The sequence below is a fragment of the Chelativorans sp. AA-79 genome, assembly GCF_029457495.1.
Lineage (GTDB): Bacteria > Pseudomonadota > Alphaproteobacteria > Rhizobiales > Rhizobiaceae > Chelativorans.
In genome coordinates this window covers 2,111,795-2,130,901 of record NZ_CP120361.1, presented here as the reverse complement: position 1 = coordinate 2,130,901, position 19,107 = coordinate 2,111,795, and the positions used below count along the sequence as shown (strand labels likewise).

Sequence of the window (19,107 nt, the reverse complement as noted above, 5' to 3'; positions counted from 1 at the left end):
CCCAACGGGAGAACCCCGCCGGTAAACCGACGGGGCCTCTGCCGCATTCGCCGCGGCTGCCCGGGCGACCGAGGGAGAACCGCCGGGCGCTTCCCCCTGGGCTCTCCGCCGCGGGGGAAGCAGGCAAGCCTATCGGTTGCTTGCCACCGGAGCGACGAGCGGCGTGATGCGGCGGATCGCGACGCGGCGGTTCTCCCGCTCCCGCTGTTCCGTGTTGATCTTCAGGTACTGCTCGCCATAGCCCTGGGTCACCAGGTTCTCGGGCGGGATGCCGAAGACATTCGTGAGCGCCTGTGCCACCGCCTCGGCCCGCCGGTCGGACAGCGCGAGGTTGGCGACCTCCGAGCCGACGGCATCCGTATGCCCCTCGATCAGGAAGGTCTCGGCCGGATTCCGCTCCAGGATATCCTGCATGGCCGTGGCCACCCCTTCGAGCTTCGGGATCTCACTTTCCGAAATGCTCGCGGAGCCGAACTCGAAATTGATCGAGTCGAGGTCGATGCGCCGCACCATGTCGCGCACGCGGGCTGAATAGCGCACCTCCTCCAGCGAATAGAGCCGGGTTACAGGTTCCACGGGCGGCTGCTCGAGGAACTCGTAGTAGCGCTGAGGGTCGTCCACGCTCTCCGCTTCGAGGATGTACTCGCTGACGGGGATCGTAAGCTGCAGCGGCGGCAGGTCGCGGGCGGGATCGCGGAATTCGAGGACATCGTCATAGCGGTCGTCGGGCACGTAGACGAGCACATATTCGCGCCCTTCCGGCGTCACCCGCACGCGCCGGATCACGTCACCGTAGCGGTTGCGCACGGTGATGACGCGCGTTCCGTCGGAACGCTCGATCACCTCGCGCACGCGCCCGCCCCGCAATTCCTCGTAATAGACCTGGTCGTCGCGGCGCACGATGCGGTCGTAGTCCGGGCTTTCCACATAGATGTGGTTGTTGATCTCGACGATCGTGCGGTTGTCGTTGAACTCCTCGACCACCCGGGCCGCCTCGCGCGGCTGGAACATCTCGCGGCGGCGTACCCTCCGGTCCTCCGGGGTCTGACCGAGCTCGATCCTCTGGCCCTGTTCCTCGACGATCGAGCGGATTTCCTGCTGCACCTGCTCGGGGTTCACGAGATCCTGCTGCGCCTGCGCATCGGATTCGGGCAGCGGCGCCGGCTGGGCCTCCTGGGCGGGCTCGGCCTGCTGCTGCTGTTCCGGCTGCATCGGCTGGCTTTCGGCGGGCTGCTGCGCCTCATCGGTCGGCTGGGCTTCGCCAGTCGGCTGTTCTGCTTCCTTCTGGCTGTCGAGCACGGGCGCAGCATTCTCGGGCAGGGCTTCCTCGCCCTCGGGCGGGGTCTCGGCGCCGGGCTGCGCCTGCTCTTCCGTCTGGCCGTCCGTTGTGGGCTGCTCGCCGTCCAGGCCGGCGCCGGGTTCCGTTGCCGGCTGCTCGGTCCCGGGTGCAGGAGCGGCTTCCTCGCCCGCGGGCGCCTCCTCGGCGGGGGCGGGTTGCGTCGGCTCCGTACCTTCCTCTGCCGGCTCGGCCGCTTCCGGCTGCATGGGCGTCGTCTCTTCGGCAGCAGGCGCATCTTCCGTGGCCGGCGCTTCCTGACCGGCCGGAGCCTCCTCCGTGATCGGCGCCTCCTCCGTCACCGGCGCCTGGTCGGCGGCTGGCGCTTCCTCCTGAGCGGGGGCCTGCTCTTCCGCCGGCGCGGCATCTTCCACAGGCGCCTGCTCTTCGACGGGAGCCTCTTGCTGGAGAGGCGCCTGCTCTTCGGTCGGCGCGGCTTCTTCGGCGGGAACTTCCTCCGGCTGGGCTTGCGGCTCCGGCGCAGGCTCTTCCTGGACGGGCGGCTGCTCTTCCGTAGGGGCAGCCTCTTCGGCCGGCGCTTCTTCCGCGGGCGCAGCCTCCGGCTCCGATGCGGGCTGTTCTTCAGCCGCCGGCTCTTCCTCGGGTGCGGGCTCTGGTGCCTGCTCCTCCGCAGGGGGCTGGGCCTGATCCACCGGAGCGCATCCGCCGTCGGCCGGGGCGGTTCCGGGCGGGCATTCCGCGCCGCCTTCCTGCCCGGCGGCATTCGGATCTTCTGCCTGTGCCAGCATCAGGGATGTCGGCGCGCCCATGTCATGCTCCGCCGTGCCGGGATGCGCGGCATCCGCCTGCGCCGGGACCGGCGCGGCCATCAGCAGGCACAATGCAGTCCCCGCCCAAAACCGATTCGACTTCGTCATTCTACTTGCTCCTGTGGGCGTCCCTTCCGGTGCATAAATTTGCGATGTTCTGCTTGGTTCCCCCGATGGGCGGAAAGATGGCGGGCGTGAGCAGCCGTGCGGGCTCCAAAAGACCCCGCTTGACCTTCCATCCGCGCCGCGCCACATCGTGGCAATGGAACCCTTCTGGAAGACGAAGCCGCTTGCGGCCATGAGCGAGGCCGAGTGGGAGTCCCTCTGCGACGGCTGCGGCAAATGCTGCCTTGCCAAGCTCGAGGACGAGGATACCGGCGACATCCACTGGACCAGCGTCGCCTGCCGCCTGTTCGACGCCGGCACCTGCCGCTGCACGGACTATGCCGGCCGGTTTGCACGCGTGCCGGATTGCGTGCAGCTGACGCCGCGGAATGTAGGGGAAATCACCTGGCTTCCTTCCACCTGTGCCTACAGGCTGCTCGCCGAGGGCAAGGACCTTCCCTGGTGGCATCCGCTGGTCTCCGGCAGCGCGGAGACCGTGCACGAAGCCGGCATCTCCATACGCGACCGCATCAGCGCGCATGAGGACGATCTCGCCGAGGCGGAGGAATATTTCGAGCATGTTCTGGAGGAAGAGCCATGAGCGAGTCTGAGACACGGGATGTGACCATGCGGGCCTTCACCGCCTTCAACGCCGGCGATATGGAAGGCACCATCGCCTGCCTTTCGGAGGACGTGGCCGTCGACGTGCCGGGCCAGGCGCGGGAGATCGGGCGGGAGAAAGCCCGCTGGCGCCTTGCCGCACTCGCACGCCATTTCCGCGCCGAGGCCGCCGACATCGCCGTGATGACGGCGCCGGGCGGGTTTCGAGCGGCAGCGGAATTCACCCTGAGCGGAACCTATCTGGCCGCCCTGCCCGGCTTTCCGCCCGCCAGCGGCCAGTCCTTCCGGCTCCCCGCCGGGCTGTTCCTCGACATCGACGACGAGGCCTTGATCTCACGGGTCACCGTCTGCTGCGACCCCACAAGGCTTTCACGGGCGCTGGAGAAGGGCTGACCCGCGACTGAACCCCAGATGAACGGTGGGTTCGCATCCGGTTCAGATGCAGGCTGGCACTCTCCAGCCATCGCTTCGGTGAGAAGCATCGAACCAGATCGGAGAGCCCGCATGTTCCGCACAATCAAGATCGCAGCCATTTCCGCCCTCCTCGGCCTCGGCACGCTGGCCGCAGCGCCGGCGACGGCCCAGGCAGACGGCATCTATTTCAGCTTCGGCAGCAGCGATGCCCGCGGCGGCATCCATGTCCGCGACCATGACCGGCGCGACCGGGGCGGCTGGGGCCGCGATCACCGCGACCGGGACCGGGGCCGCTGGGATCGCCGCGACCGCGCCTGCACCCCGCGGGATGCGGTGGAAAAGGCCCATCGCATGGGCCTGCGCCACGTGCAGGTGACGCGCGCCAACCGCAACACGATCCGCGTCACCGGCCGCACGCGCCACGACCGCACAAGCATCGTCTTCGCCCGTGCGCCGCACTGCCCGGTGATCCGCGCCCGATAGGCCGCAGCCCAACCGAAAGAAAAACGCCGCCGGCGATCCTGGCGGCGTTTTCGTCGTTGGGACCTTCGTTACTGCTGGTCGAGGCCGAAGGTCACGTTCACCTGGACGGTGTAGCTGTTTTCCCCGGCCTGCACGGGCACGGAAGCGTCGGCTGCCGCCTCCATCCGCATCATCTTGGCGCCGAGCGGCCTGGGCGGGGGTGTGCCGATCATATGCTCGGAGATCTCGATGACGTCGCCGAGCTTCACGCCGGCCGTCTCGGCCAGGATGCGCGCCTTGGAGACTGCGTCCTCCACCGCCTTCTTGCGTGCATCGTTCATCGCCGAAGACGGATCGTCATTGGTGAAGAAGATGTTGCCGCCCTGGTTCACACCGAGCGTGACCGAGCGGTCGAGGATCTCGCCCACCTTGTCGAGGTCGCGGATGCGCACGGTGAGGCCGTTCGTCACCTGATAGCCGGTGATGCGGGGCTCCTTCTCGTCGTTTTGGTCGTTGGGGTAGACATAACGCGGATCGATGGAGAGGCCGGTCGTCTGCAGGTCGCGTTCCTCTATACCCGCCTCCTTGAGTGCGGCGACCACGGCGACCATTGCCTGGCTGTTGGCGTCCATGGCCTCGCGCGCCGTCTCGGCCTCGCGCACCACGGAAAGCCTGATGATGGCCATGTCCGGAGCAAGGGTGGCCTCCCCCTCTCCCGTCACCGAGATCTTCGGCTGTCGGTCGGACTCTTGCGCTCCTGCCGGCAGCGCCGCCAGGAACGAAGCGGCAAGCGCCAGCGGAATGAAGGAACGGGTCATGGCAATCTCCTGAGTCTGTTGAACGCGAATCTGAATAAGCGCGGATTATGAACCGATTGCGGCGCCGAGGCTTGTGCCTCGCGGGAAAGTTCATTAATTGAGCGGCACCGGGCCTGTAGCTCAATGGTTAGAGCCGGCGGCTCATAACCGCTTGGTTGGGGGTTCGAGTCCCTCCGGGCCCACCAGCTACTTAAGTAGCAGCTGACCCCACTGCAATTTCTTGGTCGCCAGAACCGGGTGTACATCAAGAATACACCTGGGGGCTAGCAATGGATCGGCCCCGCGATCGCGCTGCCGGAGGCAGTGTCGCTTGGGCTCGCCTGATCATTCGAGAGGCGAAGCAGGCCAGTTTCGATTTTCCGTGCACTGCATTGTCAGGCCATCACGAGATGGCCCTGAGCCACCTGCCTGTATTTCCGTTCCGCTGGAACGTAATTGACCGGGCGGACGGGGCTGCGGATATCCTCGTTCCCGATGAAGCGGCGCCGGTTGCGCTGCGCGGGATCTGCCACCGGCACGGCGGAAAGCAGCTTGCGGGTATAGGGATGCTGCGGGTTGGAGAAGATGTCGGTCCGAGGTCCGATCTCGACAATTTCGCCGAGATACATCACAGCCACACGGTGGCTGATGCGCTCGACCACAGCCATATCGTGCGAGATGAAGAGGTAAGACAGGCGGAGACTTTCCTGCAACTCTAGCAGAAGGTTCACCACCTGAGCCTTGATGGAGACGTCGAGGGCCGAGACGCTTTCGTCGGCCACGATGACGCTCGGCTCAACCGCCAGGGCGCGTGCGATGCAGATGCGCTGTCGCTGCCCGCCGGAAAGCTGGTGCGGATAGCGATTGGCCATGGCGGGCGACAACCCAACGCGTCGCAGCAATTCAGCGACCTTGTCCGGGGCTTCCGCCGGCATGGCCATCTCGTGCAGCAGCAGAGGCTCGGCGATGGCGGCGCCGACGGTCATCCGCGGATTGAGACTGGCGAAGGGATCCTGAAAGATCATCTGTATCCGCTTGCGGCGGCTGCGCATCTCCTGCTCGGTCAACCCCGTGACGTCTTCGCCGTCGAGACGCACGGAACCAGATGCCAGCGAGAGGAGCTTCATGACGGAAAGGCTGGTCGTCGATTTGCCGCATCCGGACTCGCCGACGAGCGAGAGCGTCTCGCCTCGCTGCAATGTGAAGGACACGTTCTCGACGGCGTGGACCATCCCTTTCACACGGCCCATGAGACCGGATCTGATGGCGAATCTTGTGGTGAGATTCCTCACCTCCAGCACGGGAGGACCATCGCGATCCACAGTGTCCGCGCTGGCCGCCGGTTCACCGAGCAGGCCCGTTTCGGGGTCCGCGATTGCGAACCGTCGCGGCAGCGGTTCATTCGTCATCGAGCCCAGTCGAGGAACGGCCGAGAGGAGGGCCTTGGTATAAGGCTGCTGGGGATTTGCAAAAACAGCGTCTGTCGTCCCTTCCTCCACCACTCGTCCATGGCGCATGACCACTGTCCGGTCGGCGATCTCGGCCACGACACCCATGTCGTGGGTGATGAAGAGGACCGACATCCCCTCCTCTTCCTGAAGCGACTTGATGAGTTCGATGATCTGGGCCTGAATGGTGACGTCGAGCGCGGTCGTCGGCTCGTCGGCAATCAGCAGCTTCGGGCCGCAAGCGAGCGCCATGGCGATCATCACGCGCTGGCGCATTCCTCCCGAAAACTGGTATGAATGCTCGGAGTAACGTGAGGCCGCATCGGGAATGCGCACGCGATCAAGCTGCCGGATCGCCTCGGCGCGGGCTTCCGCATGCGAAATCGGCTTGTGCGCCAGCAACGCCTCCGCAATCTGCTCACCGACCGGCATCACAGGGTTGAGACTAGTCATCGGCTCCTGGAAGATCATGCCGATACGCCGGCCGCGGATTGCATTCATCCGCTGCTCGTCCAGCTCGAGCAGTTCCTCGCCTTCCAGCTTGATGCTGCCTTCGATGCGGGTCAGGTTCGGGTTCAAGAGCCGCATCACCGACATGGCGGTGACGCTTTTGCCCGAACCCGATTCCCCGACGAGAGCGACGATCTCGCGCTCGCCGACTGTGAAGTCGATCTCGTGGACGACAGGGGTCCACTTGCCGCGGGTCCGAAACGAGGTCCTGAGGCCATCGACTGACAGGACGGGAAAGGCCATCGAATGCTCCTCCGCAGGCGGGGCAGGCTGCACGTTGTCTCTCGCGCCGGCAGCCATGCACGTTGTCGCGCCTGGCAGCAGGGCGGTTCCCGGCACCTAATGGCACCTCCGAATAATTGTCAAGTTAGCAAATTCCTCACCTAAGGCAGAGAATCTCATAAATGCTTTAATTTCAACTGGATGCATTCCGACTTCTTGCCTTGTCCGCCTCCTTTAGCGCATGTCCAAGTTGACAGAATCCGAGAGATGTTTACAAGCAAGGAAACGGTTTCTCTGCACAGGGACGCAGGAAGTGGCACGCGTGGCCATCGTCGCAGACGATTTGACAGGAGCTCTGGATGTCTGCGCTCCATTCGCAGCCAAGGGATTGCGCTGTCATGTCGCCACAGTTCCCGACGGAGTGGAAGCTGCCCTTGCGCAAGATGGCGACGTCATATGTGTCAACACCGCGACGCGAGAGATGGCGGCCGGCATCGCCGGAGCGATCGTGGCCCGCATCGCGCAGCGCCTGGCGGATGCCGGCCCCGAGATCGCCTTCAAGAAGATTGACTCCCGATTGAAGGGGCATGCTGCGGTCGAAAGCCGGGCGTGCCTGGTGGCCTTCAAACGCCGCAGGGCGGTGATCGTCCCGGCCGTCCCGGACCAGGGTCGCTTCGTCGTCGGCGGACGACTTACCGGCATGGGCGTGGCCGCGCCGCTTTCCATTGCGGACGTGTTCGGAAACGCTTTCGCTTACGAAGCGCCTGACAGCGCAGAGGCGTCAGACCTGGAGCGAATAGCGCGAATCGAGTGGGCGGACGTACTGTTCGTAGGCGCAAGCGGCTTGGCCGCAGGGCTGGCCTCGGTTCTCTCCTCCCGGCCACAATGGAGGTCCGGCCCTATCTGCGCGCCCATTCTGATCGCCGTCGGTTCGCACGATCCCATCACCGTCGAGCAGGTGGCCAGAACCGCCCGGCTCCCCGATACGTTGCACCTGACGTCCAGCGACGGCGGCATAGAGATGCCGGCTCTCGTTCCACCCGTGACGATCGTTCAGGCCACGGTTCCCCTCGACGCTCCCGACCGAACGCAGGCGATGGTCCGGTTCGGCGCTTCCGTGGCCTGGGCGCTGCGGCGGGGCTGGTTCAGGACCATGCTCCTTTCGGGCGGCGAGACAGCGCAGACCGTGCTGAGCGCGCTCGCCATCGATTGTGTCGAAGTGCTGGGCGAGGCATTGCCGGGTATTCCGGCCGTGCAGGCGCAGATCGCTGACCGTCCGATTGGAATCTTGACGAAATCAGGCGGCTTCGGCACACCGGATGACATTCTCCGGCTGGCCGAAACAGCCCGGCTGCATCTTGCCCAACCCAGCATTGCGGGAGAACAAGCATGACGGGCTCCAAGTACAGGACAAACAGCTTCGACGAGGAGCCGCGGCACCGCACGCTGTTTGCCGACCGCGTCTATCAGCTGCTTCTGATGCGGATCTCGAACGGAGACTATGCACCGGACACCAAGCTGCCGAGCGAAAAGGAACTGTCGGAGCAGTTCGACGTGTCCCGTCCGATCGTGCGAGAGGCGCTTGAGCGGTTGCGCAACGAGGGCCTGATCTATTCGCGCCAGGGCTCCGGCAGTTTTGTTCGGTTGCGCAGCGAGCCGCGCTCGCTGGGCTTTCCGCCCGTCGAGACCATTGCCGATATCCAGCGCTGCTACGAATTCCGCCTCACCATCGAGCCGGAGGCGGCCTATTACGCCGCGCGTCGTCGCAACGATGCAGCGATCCAGGCGATTGCTCGGGTGGTCGAACTCTTGAGCAGCGCCACCGACCAACAGCGCCACAGGGAAGATGCGGACTTCGCCTTTCACCTGGCGATCGCGGAAGCCGCCAACAACCACTACTACAGCTCCGCCATGCAGGCCCTGCGCAGCCACATCGCCGTGGGGATGAAGCTGCATGGTCTTGCCTTGATGGGGCCGGGGCGCGGGCTGGAGAAAGTGCTCGGCGAACACCGGGCTATCTATGAAGCCATCCGTGACGGGAATGCGGAAGTTGCCCGCCAGCTGATGCGTCAGCATCTCGAAGGATCCAGGAATCGCCTGTTCGAGGATCGCTTGCTTGATTTGTCGCTTCAGTAAGCGCGCGCCCACCTACCAGGCGGCGCGATAGATTTCCAGGATGTCGCTGCCCGTCATGTCGCGGGGATTGAAGTCGAGCAGACGCCTGATGCCCAGCGCCTCTGCCGCCATGGAAGGCAGGTCATCGGGGGGGACGCCCAATTTCGACATGTGCATCTCGATGCCAAGCTCTGCGCAATAGCGATAGGCGCTGTCGAAAAGCCTGTTGCCGTCGAAGCCCATAAGCTCGGCGATGATGGCGGTCTTTTCGGGTTGCGCTGGCGCGTTGAAGGCCAAGGCATGCGGAAAGATCACCGCATTCGCGAGACCGTGGGCTATGCCGTAACGTGTGCCGAGCGGATAGGACAAGGCATGGCCGGCGGTCGTGTTCACCGGTCCGAGGCAAAAGCCGCCATAAAGCGCCGCCATCGCAAGCCCGGCCCGCGCTTCCACGTCGGCGCCGTCGGCCACGGCGCGCGCCAAGTATTGCCCGACGAGCTCGATGCCCTTCTGCGCGTAGATATCGAGGAGGGGATGGGCGCGGCGGCTGGTGAAGGCCTCCACGCAATGGGCAAGTGCGTCAATGCCCGTCGCGGCCGTGACGGCGGGTGGCAGGGAAACGGTCAGGTCCGGGTCCACGATGGCCATATCCGCCACCATGTGCCTGCTTTCGGCCGCGACCTTGCTTCGGCTTGCGGGATCGGTGACGAGGGCCCGCGCCCCCACCTCGCTGCCCGTGCCGGAGGTGGTCGGAATGGCGATGAGCCCGACCGTGCGGGGATCGGCCTTGTCCACGCCGGCGATCGCATGAAATTCCTTCGCGCTCCCGACCAGGACGGCGGCGAGCTTGGCGAGGTCCATGGCGCTGCCGCCCCCGAAGCCGATGACGAGGTCGGGCGCAAAGCCCCGCGCCTGGTCCAGAAGCCGGGCGAGATTGGGCAAGTCGGGCTCCGGCTTGGCCTCCGGGAAGACGAGGTTCTGGCGCGGCAGGCCCAACAGGTCGGCTCGCCCGGCATTGAAGGCATCGGCCACGACCAGAACGCGCCGCTCCGGCCAGTCCGGGATCAATTCGGCAAGCAGACGCGCCTTGCCTGACCCAAATTCAATCCGCGGCGGCTGCACGAATGACAAAGGGCGGAGTAAAGGCGAGGAGAAGGCACCGGATGCTGCCGTGGTGGAAGCCGTGTCGGCCGAGGACATTATTTGGCACCCTTTGGATTGAGAGCGTCGTTGAGGCCATCACCCACGAAGCTGAAGGCGACCGATGCTATGGCGAGCGCAATGGCAGGTGCCGCCAGCAGATGAGGATATTGCTGCCACGTCCGCAGCCCGTCGGAAATCATGAGCCCCCAGCTCGGGGTCGGCGGCTGGACGCCCACGCCTAAGAAACTGAAGGCGCTCTCGAGCACCATGGCGCTTCCCAGGCCGGCGCTGACCGCCACGATCAGCGGCCCGACGGAATTGGGTATGAGGTAACGTAGAATGATATGCCTGTTGGGCAGGCCGAGGGCGCGCGCGGCCAGCACGTAAGGCTGGTTGCGCACGCTCAGGATCTGCGCCCGAACCGTGCGGGCGTAGGGCGGCCACATCACCAGTGAGATGGTGCCGAACACCATGACGAAGTCGAAGAGCACGGTGTTGCGGAAGAGCGTGTTGCCGCTCCAAAGATACATGGAGTCCATCCAGCGCCCGAGCGGGGGCTTGAGTGACGTGTTGATGACGATGACGAGCAGCAGGTTGGGCACCGACATGAAGATGTCGGTAAACCACATGATGACCGCATCCACCCGCCCGCCGAAATAGCCGGCGATCGCGCCGAGCGCTGCACCGATGGCGACGGAGATGACCGTGACGACGATGGCCACCAGGAAGGCCGTGCGCGTGCCGTAGATCACGCGGCTCGCAACATCGCGGCCGAGCTCATCCGTGCCCAGCCAGTGGCTCGCCGATGGCGGCAGATTGCGCGCGTCGAGATTCTGGGTAAGGAAATCGTAAGGCGTCAGCCAAGGGCCGAAAATGGCGACAAACGCCATCAGGAGGATGAGCAGGAGACCCACCATGGCGATGCGGTTGGCCTTGAGCCGCGCCCAGGCATCGACCCACAGGCCGGCATGTTCGTGGGTCTGGGAGGTTTCTGCAGCAGTGGTCACGGCCTACCTCCTCTCTGCGGCGCGGGGATCGAGCAGCGGATAGGCGAGATCGACCAGGAGATTGGAGACCATCACCAGCATCGACGCGATGAGCGTTACTGCAAGGATGATGGGGTAGTCGGAGTTGAGGAGTGCCTGTATGGCAAGCCGTCCCAGGCCGGGCAGGCCGAAGACCAGTTCGACGAACACCGCGCCGTTCACCAGCGTGATCATGATCAGCCCGAGTTGGGTGAGGACCGGCGTGAGGATCGGGCGCAGGATGTGCCGCGTCACGATCTTCCGGGCCGGCAGGCCTTTGGCCCTGGCCGTCCGTACGAAATCCTCGCTCAGCACCTCGATCACCGCCGAGCGCGTCTGGCGCACGATGAGCGCTATTGGATGGAACGACAGAACGATCAGCGGGAGGATCACCCGGGCGTCGAACAGTCCGCCCCAGCCATAGGAGATGGTGCCGCCGGGCATGACGAGGATCAAAAGCACCATGAGGATCGGGCCGGCCACATAGGCGGGAATTGCCCAGAGGAACAGCGCCGAGCCAAGAATGGTGTAGTCGATCGCGGTGTTCTGGCGCAGGCCGGCAACGAGACCCAGTGGAATGGCGACGAGCGCCGTCAACAGGATGGCCATTGTACCGAGCTGAATCGACACCGGAGCGGCCGCGGCAATGGTGCGCCCGACCGAGCGGCCGGAGGTCAGCGAATTGCCGAAGTCGCCGTGAAGCACATTCCAGATATAGTTGCCGAATTGCACGAGGAACGGCCGGTCGAGCCCCGCCGCCTCCCGGATCGCCTCCAACCGCACCGGATCGAAGGCAACTCCGCCCGGCTCGCGCAGGAAGATGAGCTTGATCGGGTCTCCTGCCCCATAAAATGCCAGTGCGTAGACCGCCAGCAGGACCAGCAGGACCGAAGGTATCCAAAGAAGCAGCCGCTTGAGGGCATATGCGAGCATGGCTGGGCCTCGTCACCGGGGCCGCGCCAACGGCGCGGCCCCTACGCGATCGTGGGAGGAGACGTCAGGTGATCTCGATGTTCCAGGGAGCGAACACCTGCCAATCGAGGTTCTTTTCCATGCCCTTGATGTTGGGCAGCGCCCAACGGGACATGGCTTCGATGTACCAGGGGATCAATTGATAGTCCTCGCGGAACACACGCTGGGCCTGCTGCGCCAGCTCGTTCCGGCGCGGATCGTCCAAGGGCAGCGGTGCCGCCTCGTCCAGCAGGCGATCGACCTCGGGATTGTTGTAGCCGTTCATCTTCTCCCTCGCCACGCGCGAGCTCGAATGAATGATCGTGCGCAGGAACTCGGTCGCGTCGGGCACGCGCGACCCGGCGTCATCGCGGATGACATGGACGTCGGCCGGCGAGAAATTGTCGAGCGTCGGCTTCAGCTCGACAGCGGTGATGCCGAGATTCTGGCGCCACTGCTCGACGGCGAACTGCGCCGCCGCCTGCTCGGCAGGGGCAATGACGCCGGCAAAGATGATGCGCGGCAGGCGTTCCGGTCCGCCATAGGAGGAAGCGGCGAGCAGGCGCTTCGCCTCTTCCGGATCATAGGGATAGGGGTCCCAATTGGGGTCCACGCCATCGACACCCACCAGGATCTGCTCGGCCTGCTTGTGCGGGCCATTCGGGAACGAGGCCCGCATCATCTGGGCGCGATCGACCGCCAGGATCAGAGCCTTGCGAACATTGATGTCATCGAACGGCGGTGTCTTGGCGTTGAAATAGAAGTGCTGCCCGTTCGGAATCTCTGTCCCCATGCTGAACTCGGGGCCAAGGTCCTGGACGATGGTGGGCGTCACCAGCGCCGTATGTGCATGATACTCGCCCTGCTTCAGGAGCGTGGTGGCCGTCACCGAGTCCTCGATGACGCGCAGCTCGATGCGCGTGAGCTTGGGCTCGGGGCCGAAGAAGTTTTCGTTGGGCTCCCACGCGACGAAGCCATCGTCGAGATTCATTTCGACGAGCTTGAACGGGCCGGAGCTCACCACGCCCATTTCCGGCAGGTACCAATCTTCGATCTGGTTGCCGTCCTCGCCGCGCGCCTGCGAAGCCTTGACGATCGGAACCAGGTGGTTGGCGATGCGCATGTGGAAGATCGGGTCCGGCTGCTTGAGCGTCACCCGGACCGTCTGGTCGTCGACGATCTCGACACCGGGCAGATCCTTGGCCTTGCCGGTCGCAATCTCGTCGTAGCCGACGACGCCCGCGAGCACGAGCGGAACGCGCTGGCTGGCCGTGAGCGGCATCGAGGCCACTTCCCACGACCCTTTCACATCAGCCGCCGTTATCGGCGAGGCATCGGAGAACACCGCCTTGGGGTCGAGCTTGAACGTCCAGACCGTCCGATCCGCGTTTGGCTGCCAGCTTGTGAAGACGTAGGGCTGAATCTCGCCCTTGTCGTTGAAATACATCGGCGACGCCCACCACAGAGAGTGCCAGCGCAGCGCCGCTCCGCCGCCGCGCATGGGCGACCAGTTCATGTCGAACGACGGATGTATGATTTTGAACGTCTGTTCCTGGGCGGCGGCTTTGCCCGAACCCAGCCCGAACGCCGTCATGCTGACGAGCACGCCAGCGCTCCCCCGCAACACGTCACGGCGGGAAATGCCGCCGCGCTCAGTCAATCGATCCACCATTGGAAACCCTCCCGATCTCTTTCCGCCGTCCCTGAGCCAAGCCGCAGCGGTGACGGCGCAGGATCATGTCACACCAAGACGGCATGTCAACATGTATCTTAAATCCGTCTTTCAATTATAGGGAATTCTACACAACATTTTGATTTTCCAAGAAAATTTTTGTGTTTGCCGCAACAGTGAGAGCATGATAATGACTTTACAAGTTAATCAGGAGGGGCTGTGATGTCGTCGATAGCAATAAATCCGGATGGCATAATCCGTCGAAGCGAGGCGGACGACGCGCGCGAGGAGGCCTTTCTGCCCACCCATGTCGCTCAGGCTCATGCGTCTTTCCTCCTGGCGCTCGGCAATGGCGACATCGCCTGCACCTGGTTTGCTGGCACCGAGGAAGGCAAGCCGGACGTGTCCATCTATTTCAGCCGCCTGCCGGCGGGATCGCGGCAATGGACGCCGGAGACGAAAGTCTCCGACGATCCGGAACGTTCCGAGCAGAACCCTGTCCTGTTCGAGACGCCGGAGGGAGCCCTGTGGCTCCTCTACACCGCCCAGGAGTTCGGCAATCAGGATACGGCAATCGTCCGCCGCCGCATCTCCCAGGATGGCGGCAGGAGCTGGGGACCCATCGAGACGCTTTTCGACGAACCCGGCACATTCATCCGCCAGCCCATGCTCGTCCTTTCAAGCGGAGAGTGGATCCTGCCGATCTTCCATTGCCTGCCGGTGCCCGGGGAAACATGGCATGGCCAGAACGACGTCAGCGCGGTGAAAATTTCGGCCGATCAGGGCAGGACCTGGTCGGAATATCCCGTTCCCGAGAGCAGGGGCGCCGTGCACATGAACATCGTCGAGCGGCGCGACGGGACGCTGCTCGCCCTCTTCCGCAGCCGCTATGCCGACAGCATCATGAGCGCGACCTCTGGCGACAAGGGGAGAACTTGGACGACGCCGGTGCCGACCCCGCTGCCGAACAACAATTCGTCCATCCAGTGCCGCGCGCTGGCAGACGGGACGCTCGCCCTGGTTTTCAACAACGTCTCGGCCACGCCCGCCGTGCGCGCCCAGGCGCAGGGGCGGCCGACATGGGGCGTGCCGCGCACTCCTCTCTCCATTGCCCTTTCGTCGGATGAGGGTGAGACTTGGCCGGTCATCCGCGATATCGAGGTTGCGCCAAGCCCGCCGCCGGAGCTTAATGTGGACAAGCAGGATCGGCGCATGCGCGAACTCTCCTACCCCACCGTCACCGGCGACGCGCAAGGCAGGATAAACGTGGCCTTCACCTATTTCCGCAAGGCGATAAAATTCGTCCGCTTCAATCCAGGCTGGGTCGCCGGCGCATGACGCTCGGACGAGAGGAGAACTAATGGCTCGCGCAGCCGAAAAGCCGATCGCCATCACCATGGGAGACCCGGCCGGGGTCGGCCCCGAGGTGATCGTCAAGGCGGCGGGGGAGTTGCCGGAAGAGGTGCGCGAGCAGCTATTGGTGGTTGGTTCGGCCGAGACGCTCGAGCGTGCCATCGCCATCACCGGCGTTTCCCTGAAGCTCGGCGCCCCCGATGCGGCTCCCGCAGCGAACCTGCTGCGCCTCGAACATGTCCCGATGGAAGGCATGCCGGTCCCCTTCGGCAAGCTCAACCCGATCGGCGGCGAGGCGAGCTATCGCTATATCGTGCGGGCGGTCGAACTTGCCCGGTCGGGCGCTGCCGCCGGCATCGTCACGGCGCCCATCAACAAGGAGGCGCTCAATCTCGCCGGCCACCATTTTGATGGCCATACCGGCCTGCTTGCACACCTGACGAACTCGCGCTCGTCCTTCATGCTGCTTGCCTCGGAGCGGCTGAACGTCATCCATGTCTCGACACATGTTTCGCTGCGCGATGCGATCGGCCGCGCGGCGCCGGAACGCATCCTGCAAACAGTGAGAACCGGCCATGCGCACCTGAAGCGGATCGGCATTGCCAGCCCGCGCATTGCGGTCGCCGGCATCAACCCCCATTGCGGGGAGAACGGCCTGTTCGGCCGCGAGGACGATCTCCAGGTTGCGCCGGGAGTGGAAATGGCCCGCGCAGAAGGTATCGACGTCGTCGGCCCGATCTCCGCGGACACGCTCTATTATCGGGCCTATTCAGGGCATTTCGATCTCGTGGTCGCCCAGTATCACGACCAGGGCCACATTCCGATCAAGCTCGTGGCCTTCGATACCGCGGTGAATGTCTCGCTGGGCCTGCCGATCGACCGCACGTCGGTGGATCACGGCACGGCATTCGATCTGGCCGGCACCGGGCGGGCCAAACATGTCAACATGTTGTCTGCCATCGCCTATGCGCGCAAGCTGGCGGCTTCGGCCGCCTGACGACTCTCCACATTCAGATTGAGGTAAAAGGTGTCTACTGTTCGCGGGGTTTTCAGCGCAGCCGCCACGCCGCTCAACGCCAAGCTCGAGCCGGATCATGCGGCGCTGGTCGCGCATTGCCGGCAACTGCTCGTGGACGGCTGCCACGGGATCGCACTTTTGGGATCGACCGGCGAGGCCAACTCCTTCTCGGTTGCCGAGCGCATGGACATGCTTGAAGCCGTGGTTGCCGGCGGCATCCCCGCCGAAGCGCTTCTGCCGGGAACCGGCCTCTGCGCGGCCCCCGAAACCATCGCGCTCACCCGCCATGCGCTCGGGCTCGGGGTGACGAAGGTCGTGATGCTGCCGCCCTTCTACTACAAGGGCGTGAGCGATGCGGGCCTGTTCGATGCCTATAGCCGGATTGTCGAAGACGTGGCGGACGACCGGCTGCGCATCATCCTCTACCATATCCCGCCGATTTCGCAGGTCCCGCTCGGCCATGACCTCATCGCGCGGCTCTGCGAGAAGTTTCCCGGCACGATCGCGGGTGTGAAGGACTCGGGTGGCAAACTCGACAACATGGTGAGCCTGGCCAAATCCTTCCCGCAGCTCTCGATTCTCGCCGGGGCCGATCCGCTGTTGTTACCGCTGCTGCAAGAAGAAGGCGGGGGATGCATCACCGCCACCTCGAACCTGGCGGCCCGGCAGTTGCGCATCGTGTTCGACAAGCACGCCGATCCTGAGGCGAGCGCGGAAGTCAACGCGGCGCAGGCCCGTATCGTGGCGCTGCGCGAGGCAAGCAACCGCTTCGTCCAGATTCCGACCATCAAGGCCATGCTCGCGCGCCGGTATGGCGCGCCCGCCTGGGCAAACGTGCGGCCGCCGCTGGTGCGGCTGACCGAGGAGCAGACCGGCGAGCTCGGCGCGATCCTCGACCAGGTCGATGCGGAGCATCCTGCATGAGCATCGACGAGATGCTCAGGACCGGCCGCCGCGGCCTGCGCACGCGGCCCGGCACGCTGCTGCTCGGCCCGACCGGCGCGCGGCTGTGGGCGGATTTCCTCGAGGACAAGCCCGGTTTCTGCGGCGCGATCGACTTCATCCACAAGATCAATATGCCGCTGCTTTTCACCGTCGAGCACGGTATGTCCCATCCGCCGCTGCCCTCGCGGGTCGAGTGGCGCCCCAGCCATTTGACGGTTCATAGCACCCTCGGCAGGCTGGAGCTGGAGGAAAGAAAGTTCATCACCTGGGAAGACGAAGCGGTCTCCCTGCAGCGCTGGCACAATGCGGGCCGCACGGCCGCAACGTTGCGTCTTCAGGTGGATTCCGAATGGGTTCGTCATGACCGTGGCCGGGCGCGCGGTGAGCGCCGGATCGAGGCGCATGGGTTTTCCTTACGTGTGGAGATCGGGACCGATCGCCCCGAACTCTGGACGGGCTTGACAGTCTTGCCCGGAGAGACCCTCGAGTTCGCCGTCGTCGCAGCGCTGGGTGCCGCTGAAAGCGACGATTGGAACGCCTTGTCCGCACGTGTCGCCGCCCACGCGGCTAAGCCGGCAGCCGAACTGCTCACCGGCCAGACCCATGCTTATCAGAGCTGGTTCGATGCCACGCCGCAGTTTTCGAGCAGCAATCCGGTTCTCGACAGAATCTATGCCTACCGCTGGTTCCTGATGCGCCACAATCTGGCGCGGCCGGGGCTTGCGCCGCTTGACGGCACCATCTTCTACGAGGGTCGCTCGCACAAGATGAGCAAGACCCCTTGGGACCCGGCGGGTTGGGAATTCAGCAAGCTCATTCCGCTCTCGAGCCCGATGCATCTCCTCGAAGCCCGCTGGCATCACGAGGCCGGGCTGGGCGCCGATCTCTTCGAGATCCTTGCGCAAGCCCAGGGCGAGGACGGCCAGCTCCACAGCCGCACGCTCACCAAGCTGATGCACCCCTACGCCAACTTCATGGGCTGGGCGGCCTATCAATATGCACTCGTCAAAGGTCTTGGCGAGCCGGTCGGGGCGGCGCTGCCCATGCTGAAGCGCCAGGTTCTGGGCGAGGCCGAATTCCTGGCGACCGGCGGCGACAACCTGCCGATCCAGCAGCGCCACCAGCTTACGGGCAAGGAATACCAGCCGAGCTACTGGTATTTCCACCAATACCCGGACGATCCCTTCGATCCGGCCACCTACACGCCGCTGAAGCGGGTAGACCGCGCCATCTATCAGTATCTCAACGCGCGCGGTGTCGCGGCCCTGTGCAGGCTGGCGGGGGATCCGGAAGCCCGGAGGTTCGAAGATCTGGCCGGCGCCATTGCCGGCGATGTCCTTGCCAAGCAGTGGGATGAAGAGACCGGCTTCTTCTACGACCTGCACCACCAGACCGACGAGAAAGCCATGGTGCGCAACGTGGTTGGCTTCTATCCCTATTGGGCTCAAATCACCGGCGCGGAGCATCTTGCCGGCATGCTCGCGGCCTTGGGCCCCGATCATTTCGATACGCCCAACCCTCTGCCGTCCGTCTCGCAGGAATGCCCGGTGTTCCAGTCGGGCGGAAGCTGGAAGGGGCAGTTCTTCAAGGGGCGCAACGGCTGCATGTGGGACGGACCCACCTGGCCCTACACCAACAGCGTCGTCATCGATGCGATCGGCAAGGTGAGCCGGGCCAACGGACATGCGCAGGACGGACTCTTCGCCCATTTCTTCTGCAAATATATCCTGTTGCATTTCCAGCAGCGCGACGGCCAAACACCGTATCTCGTTGAGCACTACGACAGCCTCTCCGGCGAGCCGATCAGCGACGAGCCTGACTACAACCATTCCTATCTCATCGACCTGATCATCCGCCATGTGGCGGGACTCGATGTGCATGACGATGGAGCGATTGTCGTGGAGCCCCTCGATATCGGCCTGGCGCATTTTTCGCTCGAGCAGGTTTATGTTCGTGGCCGCGAAATTTCTATCCATTTCAGCAAGGACACGGGACTTAGCTTCTGCGTGGATCGGAAGCAGGTGGCGCATCGGCCAAGCTTGGGCCGCATCGAGTACAAAGCTTGATGGAGGAGCGGCACAAAGTCCGCTCATGGTGCAACTCGACTTGCAGCCTCGCCATTGTGATGCCCGCTCCTGGCGGCCCTGAGCGGAACTGCCGTCGACTGGATCGGAGGCAGCGCGGGCGCGACAAAGCCCAC

16 protein-coding genes and 1 tRNA gene are annotated in these 19,107 nt (G+C 64.5%); 10 read left to right on the top strand and 7 right to left on the bottom strand.

What is annotated here, in order from left to right:
* Nucleotides 1–129: 129 nt before the first annotated feature.
* Nucleotides 130–2,214, bottom strand: a complete 2,085-nt coding sequence (locus PVE73_RS10285) for an OmpA family protein (protein WP_277366844.1) — start codon at nt 2,212–2,214, stop codon at nt 130–132.
* Nucleotides 2,215–2,368: 154 nt separating this feature from the next.
* On the opposite strand from PVE73_RS10285, the gene PVE73_RS10280 reads away from it, so the two are divergent.
* The 3 genes from PVE73_RS10280 to PVE73_RS10270 all read left to right on the top strand — a co-directional run bounded on the left by PVE73_RS10280 (nt 2,369) and on the right by PVE73_RS10270 (nt 3,729).
* Nucleotides 2,369–2,812 (top strand): YcgN family cysteine cluster protein, encoded by a 444-nt coding sequence (locus PVE73_RS10280; protein ID WP_277367410.1) that lies wholly within the window; start codon nt 2,369–2,371, stop codon nt 2,810–2,812.
* Nucleotides 2,809–3,225: a nuclear transport factor 2 family protein gene (locus PVE73_RS10275; RefSeq protein WP_277366843.1), complete on the top strand. Its 417-nt coding sequence runs from the start codon at nt 2,809–2,811 to the stop codon at nt 3,223–3,225. The genes PVE73_RS10280 and PVE73_RS10275 overlap by 4 nt, the downstream gene beginning before the upstream one ends.
* 111 nt (nt 3,226–3,336) lie before the next feature.
* Nucleotides 3,337–3,729 carry a hypothetical protein gene (locus PVE73_RS10270; RefSeq protein ID WP_277366842.1) on the top strand — a complete coding sequence of 131 codons (393 nt, stop codon included), beginning with the start codon at nt 3,337–3,339 and terminating at the stop codon, nt 3,727–3,729.
* Nucleotides 3,730–3,797: 68 nt separating this feature from the next.
* Here the strand turns inward: PVE73_RS10270 and PVE73_RS10265 are convergent, their stop codons facing one another.
* Nucleotides 3,798–4,526, bottom strand: coding sequence for an SIMPL domain-containing protein (locus PVE73_RS10265; RefSeq protein ID WP_277366841.1), 729 nt, complete (start codon nt 4,524–4,526; stop codon nt 3,798–3,800).
* Nucleotides 4,527–4,635: 109 nt separating this feature from the next.
* On the opposite strand from PVE73_RS10265, the gene PVE73_RS10260 reads away from it, so the two are divergent.
* Nucleotides 4,636–4,711 (top strand) — tRNA-Ile (locus PVE73_RS10260).
* A 189-nt stretch (nt 4,712–4,900) separates the two neighbouring features.
* On the opposite strand, the gene PVE73_RS10255 is transcribed toward PVE73_RS10260, so the two are convergent.
* Nucleotides 4,901–6,706, bottom strand: a complete 1,806-nt coding sequence (locus PVE73_RS10255; RefSeq protein ID WP_277366840.1) for an ABC transporter ATP-binding protein — start codon at nt 6,704–6,706, stop codon at nt 4,901–4,903.
* A gap of 301 nt (nt 6,707–7,007) precedes the next feature.
* Here PVE73_RS10255 and PVE73_RS10250 point away from each other — a divergent pair, with 301 nt between their 5' ends.
* Nucleotides 7,008–8,078: a four-carbon acid sugar kinase family protein gene (locus PVE73_RS10250; RefSeq protein WP_277366839.1), complete on the top strand. Its 1,071-nt coding sequence runs from the start codon at nt 7,008–7,010 to the stop codon at nt 8,076–8,078.
* A gap of 86 nt (nt 8,079–8,164) precedes the next feature.
* A complete protein-coding gene (locus tag PVE73_RS10245; protein ID WP_277367409.1) occupies nt 8,165–8,821 on the top strand; it encodes a FadR/GntR family transcriptional regulator in 657 nt (218 codons plus the stop codon).
* 12 nt (nt 8,822–8,833) lie between these two features.
* Here the strand turns inward: PVE73_RS10245 and PVE73_RS10240 are convergent, their stop codons facing one another.
* The 4 genes from PVE73_RS10240 to PVE73_RS10225 all read right to left on the bottom strand — a co-directional run bounded on the left by PVE73_RS10240 (nt 8,834) and on the right by PVE73_RS10225 (nt 13,591).
* Nucleotides 8,834–10,000, bottom strand: a complete 1,167-nt coding sequence (locus tag PVE73_RS10240) for an iron-containing alcohol dehydrogenase (protein WP_277366838.1) — start codon at nt 9,998–10,000, stop codon at nt 8,834–8,836.
* On the bottom strand, nt 10,000–10,950 hold the full coding sequence (locus PVE73_RS10235; RefSeq protein WP_277366837.1) for an ABC transporter permease: 951 nt from the start codon (nt 10,948–10,950) through the stop codon (nt 10,000–10,002). Before PVE73_RS10235 ends, PVE73_RS10240 begins: the two co-directional genes overlap by 1 nt.
* Nucleotides 10,951–10,953: 3 nt before the next feature.
* The gene (locus PVE73_RS10230) at nt 10,954–11,901 is read right to left on the bottom strand and encodes an ABC transporter permease (RefSeq protein WP_277366836.1); all 948 of its coding nucleotides are present in this window, start codon (nt 11,899–11,901) and stop codon (nt 10,954–10,956) included.
* Between the two features lie 64 nt (nt 11,902–11,965).
* On the bottom strand, nt 11,966–13,591 hold the full coding sequence (locus tag PVE73_RS10225; RefSeq protein ID WP_277366835.1) for an ABC transporter substrate-binding protein: 1,626 nt from the start codon (nt 13,589–13,591) through the stop codon (nt 11,966–11,968).
* A 222-nt stretch (nt 13,592–13,813) separates the two neighbouring features.
* Between PVE73_RS10225 and PVE73_RS10220 the strand changes: the two genes are divergently transcribed.
* Genes PVE73_RS10220 through PVE73_RS10205 form a run of 4 tightly spaced genes read left to right on the top strand, consistent with a single transcriptional unit; the run spans nt 13,814 to nt 18,973 of the window.
* Nucleotides 13,814–14,929 carry a sialidase family protein gene (locus PVE73_RS10220; RefSeq protein ID WP_277366834.1) on the top strand — a complete coding sequence of 372 codons (1,116 nt, stop codon included), beginning with the start codon at nt 13,814–13,816 and terminating at the stop codon, nt 14,927–14,929.
* Nucleotides 14,930–14,951: 22 nt separating this feature from the next.
* A complete protein-coding gene (gene pdxA, locus PVE73_RS10215) occupies nt 14,952–15,941 on the top strand; it encodes a 4-hydroxythreonine-4-phosphate dehydrogenase PdxA (protein WP_277366833.1) in 990 nt (329 codons plus the stop codon).
* A gap of 30 nt (nt 15,942–15,971) precedes the next feature.
* A complete protein-coding gene (locus PVE73_RS10210) occupies nt 15,972–16,886 on the top strand; it encodes a dihydrodipicolinate synthase family protein (protein WP_277366832.1) in 915 nt (304 codons plus the stop codon).
* Entirely contained in the window at nt 16,883–18,973 is a 2,091-nt protein-coding gene (locus PVE73_RS10205; protein ID WP_277366831.1) for a hypothetical protein, read from the top strand. The genes PVE73_RS10210 and PVE73_RS10205 overlap by 4 nt, the downstream gene beginning before the upstream one ends.
* Nucleotides 18,974–19,107 lie beyond the last annotated feature (134 nt).